We start from the raw sequence: 15,142 nt of genomic DNA on the forward strand, positions 1-15,142 counted from the left end.
GTCCGTAGCCGGCGCGAGACCGCGTCGCATCCGGGCCACACGCATGCCAGGATTGCGGGGACAATTGCGGGCGCGCACCGGATTCGATGTCAGATCGTCTTGCCCTTTGCCAGCGGCGAGGATTCGAAGTCTTCGAGCAGGTGCTGCGGGCTGCGATAGATCGCGATGCAGCCGGCCGCCTTCAGGTCGGTTTCGGGGAACCCGCCGCACAGCAGGCCGACGGTGGCGAGCCCGGCCTTGCCGGCGGCCTGCGCATCGTAGGGCGTGTCGCCCAGGACCACGATCTCGGCGGGGTCGATGCCTTCGAGCCGCTTCAGCGCCGCCTCGAAGATGTCGGGATGGGGCTTCGAGCGCTCGGCGTCGTCCGAGCTCGTCGCCGCGTCGACGAGGTCCGCGATGCCGAGCACGTCCTGGTAGTGCTCGACCTCGCTGCGCTTGCCCGAGGAGGCCAGCGCGATCGTCGTGCCGTCGGCGCGGATCCGCTCGAACAGGGCGCGCACGCCCGGGAACGGCTTCACCCGGTCGCGGTAGGCGCGCTTGAACAGGTCGGAGCGGTAGGCCTCGATCGCCTCGCCCTGGTCGCGCAGCTGCGCCTCCGACAGGAAGACCGGCATCAGCTCGTCGCCGCCCTTGCCGATCTGGCTGCGGACCTTGGCGACGTCGGTCTCGACGCCGAAGTGGCGGAAGGCCTCGACCCAGGCGTCCGCGTGAAGGTCGACGCTGTCGAGCAGCGTCCCGTCGATGTCGAAGATCGCGGCTTTCATCGGCTCAGCGCGGGATCGGAACGAGGCGCAGGCCGTCGTCGGGCAGCAGGTTGCGCGTGGGGCCGCCGGTCTGCTGGCCGCGGCCCTGCTGGTAATAGGGCAGCTCCGGACGCCGGTCGTTGTCGCCGCCGGAATCGTAGGCCCAGGCCGGCTGCCAGGGCGCGCGGCCGCCGACGGTGATCGGCACGGTCTCGCCGAGCGGCCCTGCAGGCGCGCGGTCGCGATAGACCTGCGCCTGCGCGGCGGCCGGGACGGCGAGCAGGGCGAGCAGAAGGCCGGCTGTGCGGAGCGTCATCGGGTCCTCGTGTCGGAAAGGGCGGCGCGCGGGGCGCGCGCGTATCCCGGCCGGTCGGTGCAGGGTTCTCGTCGGACAACGGCACAGCTTCGCCGCCGTTCCACGGCCCTCGTCGCGGACTCACGCCGCCGGCGCCTCCGTCCGCGGATGGACGTGCCAGACATAGGCGCACAGGAGCGCCACCGGCACGCCGATCAGCGCCGTGCCGACGAAGAACCAGGCGAAGCCGACATCGGCGATGATGAAGCCGGAGGCGCCGGCCAGCAGGCTGCCGGGGAGCGCGCACAGCGAGGTCAGCAGCGCGTACTGGCTGGCGGCGTGCTCGCTCGCGGCCAGCGACGACATGTAGGTGATCAGCACGATCGAGGCGAAGGCGTAGGCGAAGCTGTCGACGCTGACGGCGATCGCGAAGGTCCAGAACGCCGCTCCCCCGTCACCGCCGTGGATCGCGAGGTAGGCGAGCGCGAGGTGCGAGGCCGAGCCGAACACGGTGCCCGCGACGAGGCTCGCGAGGATCCCGATCCGCGGCACGACGAAGCTCGCCAGGAACGTGCCGGCCAGCGCGACGCCGAAGCCGAACAGCTTGGTCACCGTGGCGATGTCGGTGTTGGAGTAGTGCAGGCTCTTGAACAGCGGCATCGCCATCGCGCTCGACACGTAGCCGGGCATGCGGAAGCCCGCGACCATCACGAGGATCGGCACCGCCATCGGCCCGAGCCGCGTCACCAGCTCGCGGATCGGCGCGACCACGGTCTCGACGAAGCCGGCGCGCTCGTGCGTCGCGGGCCGGGCGGGTTCCGGCTCGGGGGCGATCAGGGCCGCGATCATCCCGGGCGCCATCAGCACGGCCATGCACAGGTAGGCGGCGCGCCAGCCGTAGGCGTCGGCGAGGTAGAGCGCCCCGGCGCCCGCCGCGAGGTTGCCGACCCGCCAGCCGACCTCGGCGAAGGACGACATCAGCGCCTGCCGCTCGGGCGGCGCCGCGGTGATGCGCCAGCCGTCGATCACCACGTCCTGCGTCGCACCGGCGAATCCCAGCGCCAGCGAGAACACCACCGTCCAGGCGAGGAAGTCGGCCGGGTCGCCGAAGGCGATGCCGGCGAGCGTCAGCGCCACGCCGAGCTGCGTCGCCACGATCCAGCCGCGCCGCCGCCCGAGCCAGCGCCCGAGGATCGGGGCGTCGTAGCGGTCGAGGAACGGCGCCCAGAGGAACTTGAACTTGTAGGCCAGCGTCAGCTCGCTCAGCAGCCCGAGGATGCCGATCGGCACCTTCGCCTCCGACAGCCACGCCGACTGCGTGACGTAGACCAGCAGGAACGGAAGCCCGGAGCTGAAGCCGAGCCCGAGCATCGCCACGATGCGGCGATCCGCGAGGTGGGTCAGGACCGACGGCTTGGCGGATGCGGGCGCGTCGGCCCCGCTCACGGCGTCTGGCATGCGAACCACAACCCCTGGCTTACGGAGATTCGGGGATCCGTCCCTCGCGCCTGCAGGATCGGCGTATCCCGCATCCGGGGCCATCCGGGAAGGGGCCGAGCGGGTCCTCGAAACGGCAAGAGCCCGCCCCTCGGTCGAGGGGCGGGCTCTTGCCGTTTCGAGGCCTCGGCGGCGGCTCAGTGCAGGCTGGCGCCGGTCGTGGCGCGGGCGGCTTTCGGCTTGGCGGCGAGGCTGGCGGCCGCGAGCGCCTTCGGAGCCTTGGGGGCCGCGATCTTGGACGCGGCGGCCTTCGGGGCCGGCTTGGCGGCAGCGGTCTTGGCGGCAGGCTTCGCGGCGGCCTCGGCGGGCTTCGCAATGGCCTTGGCGCGGCTGGCGCGGGGCTTCAGGGTCTTGGCCGGGCTCGGGGCGAGGCTGGTCTCGGCGACGGCCTCGATCGTCAGGATCGGCGCGGGCGCGGCGATCTCGGCTTCGGCGCGCAGCCAGTGGGCGTCCGCCCGGCCGTGGATGCGGCCTTCGTCCTCCCAGATGTAGTAGGCGCGCTCGCGCACCCGGTGCTCGATCAGGTCCATGTCTCGTCTCCCGTTGCTGTCCCGGGGAAACGATGAAAGCCGGTGGTTAAGGCAGGGTTAACGGGTGTTGCGGTGCGAAGCCGGCGCGAATCCGTGCGCCGGCGCGGGGTCGTCAGCGCTTCGACAGGCGGAGCGCGTTCGCCCGGACCTTGCGCCGGTAGCCGGCGATGACCTTGGCGGTCGAGGCGCCGGACGCCATCATCAGCGCGGCTTCGCCCGCCGCCACGACCTTCTCGGTCACCATGCGCTGCGCCTCGGCCTGGCCGACGGCCCCGCCCGCCGAGAGCATCATCAGCCGCATGCCGATCACCTGCTGCGATTCGAACGCCAGCATCGTGGCGTCCATCCCGAGCTTGAACCAAGAACCGTACATGCGTTGACACTCCAGGCGAGGCGCGCGCGACGAGCGGCACCGGCGCGCCGCGGGCTCCCTCCGCGCGGCACCGGTGCCGTATTCGGCCCGACGAGAAAGAGGGGCTTCAGTCGAAGCTGCGGCCCTTGGCGGCCGAGCCGCCGAGGCTGATCTTCTTGGCAGGCCCGCCGAGGCTGACCTTCTTCGGCTTGGGCGCGCCGGCCTCGACCACCGGGACGGGGGCGGGCGCGGGCTTGAGGTGCGCCTGCCCGTGGATCACCGATCCGACCTCGCCGGCGACCCGGATCAGGTCCTCGCGCTCGCAGGCGCGGGCCACCTTCAGGCCGAGCTGGTGCATGTGGCTCTTGCCGTAGAGGTAGGCGGCGAGCTGTGCCCGCTTCAGCGGCGCGATGCCGGCGACGATCTCGGGGAAGTCGTACTCGTCGGCCCGGTAGACCTCGCCGAGCAGTTCCAGGGAGACCGGGCAGGCGGCATCGGGCTCGGCGCCGCTGGTCGGATGGGCTTGGGTCATGGATCACCTCGGGTCGATGTCGGGTCCGCGGCGGGGCCGGCGGCCGCGTCGGGGGAAGGCTCGGCCGGAGCGAGCGCGGCGCGCGCGCTCTCCGGCGGGGTGGCGGGCCGCGGCCGGTCCGGCCGCAGGGGCGTCGGCGCCGGCGGCCGTCCGAGGCAGCCGGTGCAGACCGAGGCGATCGCGATGTTCGCGCGGACGGTGCTGCGCTCCCACACCGCCTCGCGCGCCGCCCGCGCCGCCGCAATCTCCGGATCGACCCCGCCGGAGCCGATCGCGGGCGGAGGCGCATCCGAGGGGCGGATGCGCAGGAAGAGCGGTTCCTGCGCCGAGGCGGGCCCGATCGCAAGGGGACCGATCGCAAGGGGCCCGATCATAAGGGGCAGGCTCACGAAGGCGAGCGCCGGGGCGAGCCACAGGACGGGCCGCGAATCGGACCAGCAGGTCATGCCTTCGAGACCTCCCCTAGGCCGGTCGCGTCCGACGCTCCATCGAAGCGCCAGGGTTAACGTCGGCTTAACGGTTGCGGTGCCGGACAGATCCCGTCCCGGGGCGGCGGCTGTGAGGCGGGGATGCGGCGTCGGCGCATTAACCTTTCGTTAACCGTCGGGCGCTCAGCCTGGAGCAGGATTCGGAGGGCTGTTGCATGGCGATCCTCGGGTTTGTCGAATGGCTCGGCCAGGGCGTCGCCGCGGCGCTCGCCGGATGCGCGGCGATCGGCGTCGCGGGCCTCGTCGGCCGGGCGCTCGGCGACCGCCACGCGGGCGCGCCCGTCCTGCGGCCGGTCCGGGTGCGCGCCCGCCGCCGCTGAGCCGCCGGCCGGTCCTCAGATCCCGTCGGCGTAGCCGAGGGCTTCGGCCGCCCGCGCGGCGCGGTGGCGCCGCTCCTGCGCCCGCCCGAGCCATAGGCTGTTGACGAGCCAGGCCGCCGAGAGCGGCACCGCCACCACCGAGGCCGCCGCCGCGCCGAACCCGAGCGCCCCGAGGCCGGCATAGGACCACGCGCCGGCCTGGTCGCCCAGGCGGTAGACCACCGTGTCGATGAAGCTCTTGGCCTTGTAGCGGTCCTCCCGCGGCACCACCGTGAACAGCACCTCGCGGATCGGCCGGCTGATCGCGAAGTTGCCTGCCCGCCGCAGCACCTGGAAGCCGACGATGGCAGCGATGGACGGCGCCAGCGCCAGCAGCCCGAAGCCGAGGATGCTCAGCGCGGGCAGGATCGCCAGGGTGAGCCCGACGCCGATCCGGCGCACGATCCGCCCGGTGAGGAAGAACTGCACCCCCAGCGTCAGCACGTTCACCGCCAGGTCGACGCCGGCGAAGAACGCCGTCTGCGCCGCCCGGTCGGGGAAGCTCGCCTTGGCGATCGCCGCCTGCTGGAAATACAGGTAGGTCGAGGTCACCGAGAACAGCAGCAGGAACAGCGAGATGTTCAGGAGGTAGGGCGAGGCGAACGTCCGGGTGACGCCGGCGAACACGCTGCCGCCGATCACCTGTCCCGTCCCCTGCTCCGGCCCGCCGGACGGCGCTCGCCGCAGCCGCTCCGACAGGCGGGCGAGCCCGCGCATGCTGAACACGGCGCATTCGAGCAGCGCGACCGCGCCGAGCATCAGGCCCCAGGTCGGCACGGTCTTGGCGAGCAGCGCGGTCGTCGCCGAGCCGGCGATCGCCCCGAGCGTCGCGCCGGCCGCGATGAAGCCGAACAGGCGCTTGCCCTGGCTCGTCGAGAATACGTCGACGATGGTCGCCCAGAAGATCGACACCACGAACAGGTTGAAGATCGAGAGCCAGACGAAGAACACCCGCCCGATCCACACGTCCCAGTCCGGCGGGGCGAGGTAGAGCGCCAGCGCGAACAAAAGGATGTTGGCGCCGAAGAACCGGTAGGTCAGCGGCACGAAGCGCGCGCGCGGCATGCGCTTGACCAGCCAGGCGAAGGGCAGGTTCAGCGCCAGCATCCCGACCAGCGTCGCCGTGAACAGCCAGGGCAGGTTCTCGATGCCGCCGGCCACGCCCATCTGGTCGCGGATCGGCCGCAGCACGTAGTAGGCGGCCAGGATCGAGAAGATGTAGGCCCAGGACCAGGCCAGGGCCGGCCCCTCTCCGGGCCGGACGCCGATCAGGCGCGCGAGGGCGTTCGAAGGCGCGGCCTCGCTCGGCGGCGTTGCGTGATTCATCGGGTCAACTTGTTGCAAGGACCGGCTCCGACGCGCCCTCCCCCGCAGAGGGGAGAGGGAGTTGCCCGGTGGCCATCGTCACGGCGTCAGCCCGAGGGTCTTGCGCAGCTCCGGCGCGGTCTTCTCGTGGCCGAAGCCCGGCGAGCCCATGGCGAACTTGCTCGCGTCCTTCAGGCCGCCGACCACCACCGGGTCGAAGCCGGCATCGTGCACGAGGCCCTCGGCGACCTTGAGGGCGCTGGCGTCGTCGCCGGCGATCGGGATCGCCATGCGGCCGCCGGCCCGGTCGGCCCCGCCGTTGGCGCCCTCCTTGGCGAAGACCTTGTAGTTGGCGGCGTTGAACGCCCGGACGAGCCTGGCGCCGGGGAAGTACTTCTCCGAGGTGGCGCCGATGCCGTTGGCCTGGACCTCGTCGTAGAGCTCGCCGTCGCGCGCCTTGGTGGCGTTGCCGGCATCGAGCACGACCTTGCCCTTGAGCGCGGCGGCGTAGGATGTCGAGAGCTCCGGATAGGCCTTGTACGGCACCGCCACGAGCACCGCGTCGCCGAAGGCGATCGCCTCCTCGGGCGTGCCGGCCTTGGCCTTGCTCCCGAGGGCCTCGATCAGGGCCTTCAGGGTCTCGGGATGGCGGGAGGAGAACATCACCTCGTGCCCGTCCTTGACCCAGAGGCTCCCGATCGTGCCGCCGATGTTGCCCGAGCCGATCACGCCGATCCGGATTTTCTTGGATGCTTCCTGCGCCATCGCCGGAAACGCGAGGCATGCGAGGCCGGCGATGAGCGCGGCACGACGGGAAAGTCCCAAAAGGTCAGAGCGCATCGATGAAGGCCTCCATCCGTTTCCGCTCGGCCGCATCGGGCAGGCGCCCGCGGGCTGCGGCGAGGTTGTCCTCGACGTAGGCGACCTTCGCCATGCCGGGGATCGGGCAGGTCACGGCCGGGTGGCCGAGGACGTATTTCAGGAAGAATTGCGGCCAGGTCTCGCAGCCGAAGCCCTTGGCGAAGTCCGGCACCGCCTTGCCCTGGACCGCCTTGAACAGGCGGTCGCGCCCGAACGGCACGTTGACCATCACCGCCTGCCCCCGGTCGGCGGCGAGCGGCAGGATGCGCTCGGCGGCCTCGCGGTTGTCGATCGCGTAGTTGACCTGGATCGCGTCGAGGGGCTCGCCGCGCATCACCCGCTCCAGCCCGTCGAACTGCCCGTCGCGCCAGACCGTGACGCCGAGGTAGCGGATCCGCTTCTCGGCCTTGAGGTCGCGCAGCACCGCGAGGTTCTCGGTCGCGTCGATCAGGTTGTGCACGGCCAGCAGATCGATCCGCGCGACCTTCATCCGCGCCAGCGAGCGCTCGAACTCGGCGCGCGTCGCCTCGCGGCCGGTGGTGTCCACCTTGCTCGCCAGGAACACCTTCTCGCGCAGGGCCCCGTCCGGGAGGATGAGGCCGAGCACGTCCTCCGCCGTGCCGTAGCTCGGGGCGGTGTCGATCACCGATCCGCCGAGCGCCACGAAGCGCTCCACCGCCGCCCGCAGCGGCGCGACGGCCTCGGGCGTCGGCGCGACCTCGTAGCGGCGCGAGGTGCCGATGCCGACCACCGGCAGCAGCTCGCCCGTCGACGGGATCGGCCGGCGGATCAGCGCCTCCTCCGCCGCGAGGGTTTGGGCCAAGGGTAGCAGCCCGGCGGCGGCGATCAGCGCGCGGCGGGACAGGCGGCTGGGTGCGGGAGAGGCTGCGAGAGGCATCGCGGAAGGCTCCGTGGCGCAAGGCGTGCCGGGACTCAACTAGGGCAACCGTGAGTAAGCGCCCGCCTTTTCTCGATTGTGACTCCGCGAGCCGTTCGGGCGGCTCTGCGATCAATCCTCTTCCGGCGGATCCTCGAACTCCGCGCCCTCCGTGTCGGGGGCGATGCGGAACCGGTACTCGTCGATGGCGAGGAACGCCCGGTGCACCGCCTGCGGGTCGAGGCCGTCGCGCACCACCAGGGTCTGGAAGTCGATGAACAGGCGGGCGATGCGCGCCTCCCCCGTCAGGGCTTGGAGGGCCGAGGAGCCGGCCCCGCCGCGCATTAGGAAGCGCTTGGCCGCGCCCTCCGTGTCGGGGAGGGGCAGCACCGCGACCTGGCCGGCGGTGTCCGGGCGCAGCTCCGCCCAGCGCGCCGGCGTCCAGGCGATGATGGCGTCCGATTGCTTCACCGACCGAGCCTCCGCATGCCGTCCCCCGGCGAGCGGCCTACAGAAAGCGCGCGGCCCGGAAAAGGCCTACGGCGCGCGCACCACCTGCCCGCGGATCTCGCCCTTCGGGTTCGCGGCGGTGTGGAGGTTGACGTAGATCTTGCCCGCGACGAGGTCGGCCGCCTTGGCGTCGTCGATCGTGGCCGAGCCCTCGAACGGGCTGGCGGCGGCGGTCACCGGGATCAGCACGCCGGCATTGGCGCCGGCCTCGGCCGGACCGTGGAAATGCGCGGCCGTCACGGGCCCGGTCAGCCCATTGTAGCTGCCCTTCCAGGTCAGCGTCTTGCTCGCCGGATCGTAGGTCGCCGAGATCTCGCCGGTGCCCTTGCTATCGTTGGCGGGCACTTCCGAGCCTGCCTTCAGCGCAGCCCGGTACGCCAGGCCTTCGGCTGCCGACGCCCCGGAGACGGTCGCGGACAGCGCGAAGGCGGACAGCGCCAATGCGGCGAAGCCGCCGCGGACGGTGCGGATTATCGGATCCTCCCTTTCGGCAAGCCGGCGTGGCTCGCATCCGGGAAGATAGGCGCATCGGAGCGCCCGGCGATCACGTTGTCGCGTGCGGCCGGCGCCGTGGCGTCGGCCCGCGTGTCAGGCGATGTCGGAAGCGGACGCGTCGGGCGTGCTGGCGCGGGCGATCCGGGCGGCGGACTTCACCATCGCCAGGACGTCGCGGCGCATCTGCAGGTCGGCGATCGCGGCGTAGGCCTTCAGCAGCTCCGCGGCGCCGGCGATGCCGAGGAAGGGCAGGCTCGTGCCGTCCTCGAAGCTGCGGGCCTCGCCGGGCTCGCTCTCGAAGAAGGTCGAGACCGGGACGCCGAGATGGTCGGCGATCGTCTGCAGGCGGCCGGCGCCGACGCGGTTGCGGCCCTTCTCGTACTTCTGGACCTGCTGGAAGCTCACCCCCAGCGCCTGGCCCAGGGCGGTCTGGCTGATCCCGCGGGCGGCCCGAAGCACCGCGATGCGGTTGCCGACGGTGTGGTCGGCATCGGTCGGCTTCTTCTGTTCCGCGGTCGTCATGGGGCTGGCCTCACAGGGTTCGTGCTGTCGGGCGGGATGCCCGGATGTGCGGTGTAACCGGCGCTCTCGGAATACAATCAAGAGGAGCACTGTAATCGTGGTATCAATCTATACCTTTCCAACGGTGCAGCCACGCTTTTTTCGAATGGCCGGTATCCCGCACGGCAGGGGTCAACGTTTCTTAAGGCAACCGCGCTGTCATGGCGTGACGGGAACGCGTTGCGGAAAACGTACCTAAAGTATGTCGATTGATTCGGGCAACACCCCCGTCCGCCCCATCGGCCGAATCTGATCCATCGACGCCCTGCGTGGTCTCGCCGCAACGATGGTGATGCTGCACCATTACCTCTTCAGCTACGAAGGCCGCATCGGGCCGCATGTCGACCGCGTTCCGAGCTTCGCCGCCGGGCATTTCGGCGTCGAGCTGTTCTTCATCCTGAGCGGTTTCGTGATTGCCGGTACGCTCGGGCGGACGCCGTCCCTCGGAGACTACGCCGTGCGGCGGGTCGCGCGGCTGTATCCCGCCTTCCTCGTCTGCTCGGGGGTCACGCTGGGGATCTTCGCCCTCGGCGGCCCGAATCCCGTGGGGATCACGCCGGGCGCGGCCCTCGCGGGTCTGACGATGCTCAGTTCGCTGATCCGGGTGCCGCCGATCGATCCGTCCCACTGGACGCTGACCTACGAGGTCGCCTTCTACGCCCTCGCCGCCCTCGCCGCCCTCGCCCTGATCCATAGGGGCCCGGCGACCGATCCCGGGCTGCGCCTGGAGCGGATCTGCGCCGGATGGCTCGCCGCGGCGTTCGTCGGCACGCTGGTCCTTCCGGTCCGGACGCTGCAGGTGGTCGTGCTCCTCAACCTTCCCTTCGCGCTGCTGTTCGTGATCGGGGCGATGCTCGCGCGCCTCGCGGCGGGCGCGCTGACCCCCCTCGGCCTCGGGGCGCTCGCCGCCGCGTTCGGCTTCACCGCCCTCGGGCCCGCCGTCGACTACGGCGGCGTCGGGACGGGCTTCTATGTCCTGCTCGTGCTCGGCTTTGCCGGCACGGTCCTCGCCGCCGCGACCGGGCGGCTGCCCTGGCTCGGCTGCGCGCTCCTGGTTTTCCTCGGGGCGATCTCCTACCCGCTCTACCTCGTCCACCAGATCCTCGGCTACGCGATCATCCGGGCGCTGGAGGCCGGCGGATGGTCGTCCGGATCGGCGATCCTCGCGGCCGTCCTCGCCTCGGTCGGGCTCGCGACCGTGATCCGCTACGCCGTCGAGACGCCGGGACAGCGCGCGATCCGCCGCGCCTTCGACCGGACGCGGTCGTCCGTGCCCGACACCGCCGAGCCGGCCCGATCCTGATGGGATCCTTATGGATTCGGCGCCGCCTCCCTCTCGCATTCCTACGGCGCGTCCGGCCACTCTGACGATCACGGCAAGCAGGTCGCCGGGGCGGATCGGTCGAAGCGGACCGGTCGGCCCACGACCGCGTTGCCGGCTCCTCGTCCGGACGCCCGCCATGCTCGACCTCGTCTTCCTCGCCGGAGGCCTCGCCTTCTTCGCCCTCGCGGTCGGCTATGCCGGCCTGTGCGCGCGCCTGTGAGGGCCCCGCCATGCCCTACGGCCTGTCTCTCGACCTGACCCTCGGCGCCCTCGTGACGGTCGGCCTCCTCGCCTACCTCGCCTACGCCCTCGTCCGCCCCGAGCGGTTCTGAAGGACACCAAGCCCATGACCGTGAACGGCTGGATCCAGATCGCGCTCTTCTGCGCGGTCGTGCTGGCGCTCGTGCGCCCCCTCGGCGGCTACATGACCCGCGTGTTCGCGGGCGAGCGGACGTTGCTCTCGCCCGTGCTCAAGCCGATCGAGCGCGGGCTCTATCGCCTGGCCGGCATCGACCGGACCCACGAGCAGCACTGGCTCGCCTACGCCACCGCGATGCTCGTCTTCCACGCGGCCGGCTTCGTGCTGCTCTACGGCCTGCTGCGGCTGCAGGCGGCCCTGCCGCTGAACCCGGACGGGCAGGGCGCCGTGGCGCCGGACCTCGCCTTCAACACCGCGGCGAGCTTCGTCACCAACACCAACTGGCAGTCCTACGGCGGTGAGACCACGCTCTCGTACCTGTCGCAGATGCTGGGGCTGACCCACCAGAACTTCCTGTCGGCCGCGACCGGCATCGCCCTGGCCGTCGCCCTCGTCCGGGGATTCTCGCGGGCCTCGGCGCGGACGGTGGGCTCGTTCTGGGTCGATCTCACCCGCTGCACCCTCTACCTGCTGCTGCCGCTCTGCGTCGTGTTCACGCTGTTCCTGGTCTGGCAGGGCATCCCGCAGACCTTCGGCGGCGCCGTCGCGGCGACGACGCTCGAGGGCGCGCCCCAGACCATCGCGGTCGGGCCGGTGGCGAGCCAGGTCGCGATCAAGATGCTCGGCACCAACGGCGGCGGCTTCTTCAACGCTAACGCCGCCCACCCGTTCGAGAACCCGACCGCGCTGTCGAACTTCGTGCAGATGGTCTCGATCTTCGCGATCGGCGCCGCGCTCACCAACCTGTTCGGCCGCAGCGTCGGCGACGAGCGTCAGGGCTGGGCGATCCTGGCCGCGATGGCCGTGCTGTTCGGGGCCGGGATCGCGGTCACCTACGGCGCCGAAGCCGCCGGCAGCCCGGTCCTGAACGCGCTCGGGCTTCCCGGCGGCAACATGGAGGGCAAGGAGATCCGGTTCGGGATCGTGGCCTCGGCGCTGTTTGCCGTCGTCACCACCGCCGCCTCCTGCGGCGCGGTCAACGCCATGCACGACTCGTTCACCGCGCTCGGCGGCATGATCCCGCTGATCAACATGGAGCTCGGCGAGATCATCGTCGGCGGCGTCGGCGCCGGGCTCTACGGCATGCTGGTCTTCGTCATCGTCACGATCTTCGTCGCCGGGCTGATGGTCGGGCGCACGCCGGAATACCTCGGCAAGAAGATCGAGGCGCGCGAGGTGAAGATGGCGATGCTCGCCATCCTCTGCCTGCCGCTGATGATGCTCGGCGGCACCGCGCTCGCCACCGTGGTCGCCGCGGGGCTCGCGGGGCCCGCCAATGCCGGCCCGCACGGCTTCTCCGAGATGCTCTACGCCTTCACCTCGGCGGCGGCCAACAACGGCTCGGCCTTCGGCGGCCTGACGGCGAACACGACCTTCTACAACACCACGCTGGCGGCCGGCATGCTGGTCGGGCGGTTCTTCGTGATCGTCCCGGCGCTCGCCATCGCCGGCGCGCTCGCCGCCAAGAAGACCGTGCCGGCCTCGTCCGGAACGTTCCCCACCGACGGCGGCCTGTTCGTCGGGCTCCTCGTCGGCGTGATCCTCATCGTCGGCGGTCTGACCTTCTTCCCGGCGCTGGCGCTGGGGCCGATCGTCGAGCACCTCGCCGGCGGCCTCGGCCAGACCTTCGCCGCGGGGGGCTGACCCGTGGGCCGCACCCTCCTCCACGCCGCCCCCCGCACAGCGCCCCGCCCCTTGCCGCGGCGCAAGCGGGGCGCGCAGCGCCCGCGCCCGGCCGTCGCCGGGCGCCGCCCGCCGGTCCGGGTCTCCGACCTGATCCTGGCGATGCTGAGCCTCACCCTCCTCGGCGCCCTCGGCCTGATGGCCGGCGCCGCCCTCCTCGGCCGCGCGCTCGGACACTGAGCCCGCCGGCCCTCCCCCGCATCCGGACGAAACCCCATGTCCCGCCCCTCCCAGACCCTGCTCAGCGCCGCCCTCGTCGGCCCGGCCCTCCTCGGCGCGCTGCGGAAGCTCGATCCGCGCCTCATGGTGCGCAACCCGGTGATGTTCGTCGTCGAGGTCGTCGCCGCGCTCACCACGGTGCTGTTCGTCCGCGACGCCGCGACGGGCGCCGAGAACCTCGCCTTCTCTGGGCAGATCATCCTGTGGCTCTGGTTCACGGTGCTGTTCGCCAACTTCGCCGAGGCGATCGCCGAGGGGCGCGGCAAGGCGCAGGCGGATTCCCTGCGGCGCACCCGCACCGAGACCATGGCCAAGCGGCTGACGGGTGCGGGCCGCGCCTTCGAGACCGTCCCCGGCAACGACCTCAAGGTCGGCGACGTGGTGCTGGTCGAGGCCGGCGACATCATCCCCTCGGACGGCGAGGTGATCCTCGGCATCGCCTCGGTCAACGAGGCGGCGATCACCGGCGAATCCGCCCCGGTGATCCGCGAATCGGGCGGCGACCGCTCGGCGGTGACCGGCGGCACGCAGGTGCTCTCCGACGAGATCCGGGTGCGGATCACGGCCGCGGCCGGCTCGACCTTCGTCGACCGGATGATCGCGCTCGTCGAGGGCGCCGCCCGCCAGAAGACCCCGAACGAGATCGCGCTCAACATCCTGCTCGCCGGCCTGACCCTGATCTTCGTCTTCGCCGTCGCCTCGATCCCGAGCTTCGCCTCCTATGCCGGCGGCGCGATCCCGCTGATCGTGCTGGTCGCCCTGTTCGTGACGCTGATCCCGACCACCATCGGCGCGCTGCTCTCGGCCATCGGCATCGCCGGCATGGACCGGCTGGTGCGCTTCAACGTGCTCGCCATGTCGGGCCGCGCCGTGGAGGCGGCCGGCGACGTCGACACGCTGCTCTTGGACAAGACCGGCACGATCACGCTGGGCAACCGTCAGGCCACCGCGTTCCGCCCCGTCCGCGGCGTCACCGAGCAGGAGCTCGCCGACGCGGCGCAGCTCGCCTCCCTCGCCGACGAGACGCCGGAGGGCCGCTCGATCGTGGTGCTGGCCAAGGAGAGCTACGGGATCCGCGCCCGCGACATGGCAAGCCTCGACGCCACCTTCGTGCCGTTCACCGCACAGACCCGGATGAGCGGCGTCGACCTCGCCGGCTCGCAGATCCGAAAGGGCGCCGTCGATTCGATCGTCGCGGCGGTGAGCGGCGGCCCGGTCGCGACCCGGGGCTCCAGCGCGGCCCTGGCCTACGCGCCGACCGCCTCGGCCGAGAGCGTCGAGGAGGTCCGCGCCATCGCCGACGACGTCGCCAAGGCCGGCGGCACGCCGCTCGCCGTCGCCCGCGACGGACGCCTCCTCGGCGTGGTGACGCTGAAGGACATCGTGAAGGGCGGCATCCGGGAGCGCTTCTCCGAGCTGCGCCGCATGGGCATCCGCACGGTGATGATCACCGGCGACAACCCAGTCACCGCCGCCGCGATCGCCGCCGAGGCCGGCGTCGACGACTTCCTCGCCCAGGCCACCCCCGAGGACAAGCTGGCGCTGATCCGCCGCGAGCAGGCGCAGGGCAAGCTCGTCGCGATGTGCGGCGACGGCACCAACGACGCCCCCGCCCTCGCCCAGGCCGACGTCGGCGTCGCGATGAACACCGGCACGGTGGCGGCGCGCGAGGCCGGCAACATGGTCGACCTCGATTCCGACCCGACCAAGCTCATCGAGATCGTCGGCATCGGCAAGCAGCTGCTGATGACGCGCGGCGCGCTGACCACCTTCTCGATCGCCAACGACGTGGCGAAGTACTTCGCCATCATCCCGGCAATGTTCCTCGGGCTCTATCCGCAGCTCCAGGCGCTGAACGTGATGGGGCTCGCCTCGCCCCAGAGCGCGATCCTGTCGGCGATCATCTTCAACGCGTTGATCATCGTCGCGCTGATCCCGCTGGCCCTGCGCGGCGTGGCCTACCGCGCGGTCGGCGCCGGCGCGCTGCTGCGCCGGAACCTGGCGGTCTACGGCCTGGGCGGAATCCTGGTGCCCTTCGTCGGCATCAAGGCGATCGACCTCGCCGTCACCGCGCTCCGCCTCGCTTGATCCTC

Annotated in this window: 19 protein-coding genes; 6 read left to right on the plus strand and 13 right to left on the minus strand. The window is 71.7% G+C overall.

Features of this window, described 5'->3' with window-relative positions:
* Positions 1-89: 89 nt before the first annotated feature.
* From MKK55_RS04200 to MKK55_RS04230, 7 genes are all read right to left on the minus strand, one after another.
* Positions 90-764: an HAD family hydrolase gene (locus tag MKK55_RS04200; RefSeq protein ID WP_243933456.1), complete on the minus strand. Its 675-nt coding sequence runs from the start codon at positions 762-764 to the stop codon at positions 90-92.
* A gap of 4 nt (positions 765-768) precedes the next feature.
* Positions 769-1,059: a hypothetical protein gene (locus MKK55_RS04205; protein ID WP_147727282.1), complete on the minus strand. Its 291-nt coding sequence runs from the start codon at positions 1,057-1,059 to the stop codon at positions 769-771.
* 120 nt (positions 1,060-1,179) lie between these two features.
* Positions 1,180-2,496, minus strand: a complete 1,317-nt coding sequence (locus MKK55_RS04210; protein ID WP_243933458.1) for an AmpG family muropeptide MFS transporter — start codon at positions 2,494-2,496, stop codon at positions 1,180-1,182.
* A 176-nt stretch (positions 2,497-2,672) separates the two neighbouring features.
* Positions 2,673-3,065 (minus strand): DUF2934 domain-containing protein, encoded by a 393-nt coding sequence (locus MKK55_RS04215; protein WP_243933460.1) that lies wholly within the window; start codon positions 3,063-3,065, stop codon positions 2,673-2,675.
* A 112-nt stretch (positions 3,066-3,177) separates the two neighbouring features.
* On the minus strand, positions 3,178-3,438 hold the full coding sequence (locus tag MKK55_RS04220; RefSeq protein WP_147859544.1) for a hypothetical protein: 261 nt from the start codon (positions 3,436-3,438) through the stop codon (positions 3,178-3,180).
* Between the two features lie 106 nt (positions 3,439-3,544).
* Positions 3,545-3,949, minus strand: a complete 405-nt coding sequence (locus tag MKK55_RS04225) for a hypothetical protein (protein WP_147727278.1) — start codon at positions 3,947-3,949, stop codon at positions 3,545-3,547.
* Positions 3,946-4,395, minus strand: coding sequence for a hypothetical protein (locus MKK55_RS04230; RefSeq protein ID WP_243933462.1), 450 nt, complete (start codon positions 4,393-4,395; stop codon positions 3,946-3,948). The genes MKK55_RS04225 and MKK55_RS04230 overlap by 4 nt, the downstream gene beginning before the upstream one ends.
* A 197-nt stretch (positions 4,396-4,592) precedes the next feature.
* On the opposite strand from MKK55_RS04230, the gene MKK55_RS04235 reads away from it, so the two are divergent.
* Positions 4,593-4,757, plus strand: coding sequence for a hypothetical protein (locus MKK55_RS04235; RefSeq protein WP_187276682.1), 165 nt, complete (start codon positions 4,593-4,595; stop codon positions 4,755-4,757).
* Positions 4,758-4,772: 15 nt separating this feature from the next.
* Here MKK55_RS04235 and MKK55_RS04240 read toward each other — a convergent pair whose 3' ends face one another.
* From MKK55_RS04240 to MKK55_RS04265, 6 genes are all read right to left on the minus strand, one after another.
* Positions 4,773-6,122, minus strand: coding sequence for an NTP/NDP exchange transporter (locus MKK55_RS04240; protein ID WP_243933463.1), 1,350 nt, complete (start codon positions 6,120-6,122; stop codon positions 4,773-4,775).
* A gap of 78 nt (positions 6,123-6,200) precedes the next feature.
* Complete coding sequence (locus MKK55_RS04245; RefSeq protein WP_147727692.1) at positions 6,201-6,941, minus strand: NADPH-dependent F420 reductase; 741 nt, start codon at positions 6,939-6,941, stop codon at positions 6,201-6,203.
* The gene (locus MKK55_RS04250; protein ID WP_243933464.1) at positions 6,931-7,860 is read right to left on the minus strand and encodes an aldo/keto reductase; all 930 of its coding nucleotides are present in this window, start codon (positions 7,858-7,860) and stop codon (positions 6,931-6,933) included. The genes MKK55_RS04245 and MKK55_RS04250 overlap by 11 nt, the downstream gene beginning before the upstream one ends.
* Positions 7,861-7,971: 111 nt before the next feature.
* Positions 7,972-8,310: a hypothetical protein gene (locus MKK55_RS04255; protein WP_147843737.1), complete on the minus strand. Its 339-nt coding sequence runs from the start codon at positions 8,308-8,310 to the stop codon at positions 7,972-7,974.
* A 66-nt stretch (positions 8,311-8,376) separates the two neighbouring features.
* Positions 8,377-8,784 (minus strand): CHRD domain-containing protein, encoded by a 408-nt coding sequence (locus MKK55_RS04260; RefSeq protein WP_243933487.1) that lies wholly within the window; start codon positions 8,782-8,784, stop codon positions 8,377-8,379.
* 153 nt (positions 8,785-8,937) lie between these two features.
* Entirely contained in the window at positions 8,938-9,366 is a 429-nt protein-coding gene (locus MKK55_RS04265; protein ID WP_147727688.1) for a helix-turn-helix domain-containing protein, read from the minus strand.
* Positions 9,367-9,670: 304 nt separating this feature from the next.
* Between MKK55_RS04265 and MKK55_RS04270 the strand changes: the two genes are divergently transcribed.
* From MKK55_RS04270 to kdpB, 5 genes are all read left to right on the plus strand, one after another.
* Positions 9,671-10,708 (plus strand): acyltransferase, encoded by a 1,038-nt coding sequence (locus MKK55_RS04270; protein ID WP_279595977.1) that lies wholly within the window; start codon positions 9,671-9,673, stop codon positions 10,706-10,708.
* A gap of 251 nt (positions 10,709-10,959) precedes the next feature.
* Positions 10,960-11,061 (plus strand): K(+)-transporting ATPase subunit F, encoded by a 102-nt coding sequence (locus MKK55_RS04275; protein WP_210246746.1) that lies wholly within the window; start codon positions 10,960-10,962, stop codon positions 11,059-11,061.
* Between the two features lie 14 nt (positions 11,062-11,075).
* Positions 11,076-12,791 carry a potassium-transporting ATPase subunit KdpA gene (kdpA, locus tag MKK55_RS04280; RefSeq protein ID WP_243933466.1) on the plus strand — a complete coding sequence of 572 codons (1,716 nt, stop codon included), beginning with the start codon at positions 11,076-11,078 and terminating at the stop codon, positions 12,789-12,791.
* Positions 12,792-12,794: 3 nt separating this feature from the next.
* Positions 12,795-13,010, plus strand: coding sequence for a hypothetical protein (locus MKK55_RS04285; RefSeq protein ID WP_243933467.1), 216 nt, complete (start codon positions 12,795-12,797; stop codon positions 13,008-13,010).
* Between the two features lie 36 nt (positions 13,011-13,046).
* Complete coding sequence (kdpB, locus tag MKK55_RS04290) at positions 13,047-15,137, plus strand: potassium-transporting ATPase subunit KdpB (protein ID WP_243933468.1); 2,091 nt, start codon at positions 13,047-13,049, stop codon at positions 15,135-15,137.
* Positions 15,138-15,142: the final 5 nt, after the last annotated feature.

This window comes from Methylobacterium sp. J-059, assembly GCF_022829485.1.
GTDB lineage: Bacteria > Pseudomonadota > Alphaproteobacteria > Rhizobiales > Beijerinckiaceae > Methylobacterium.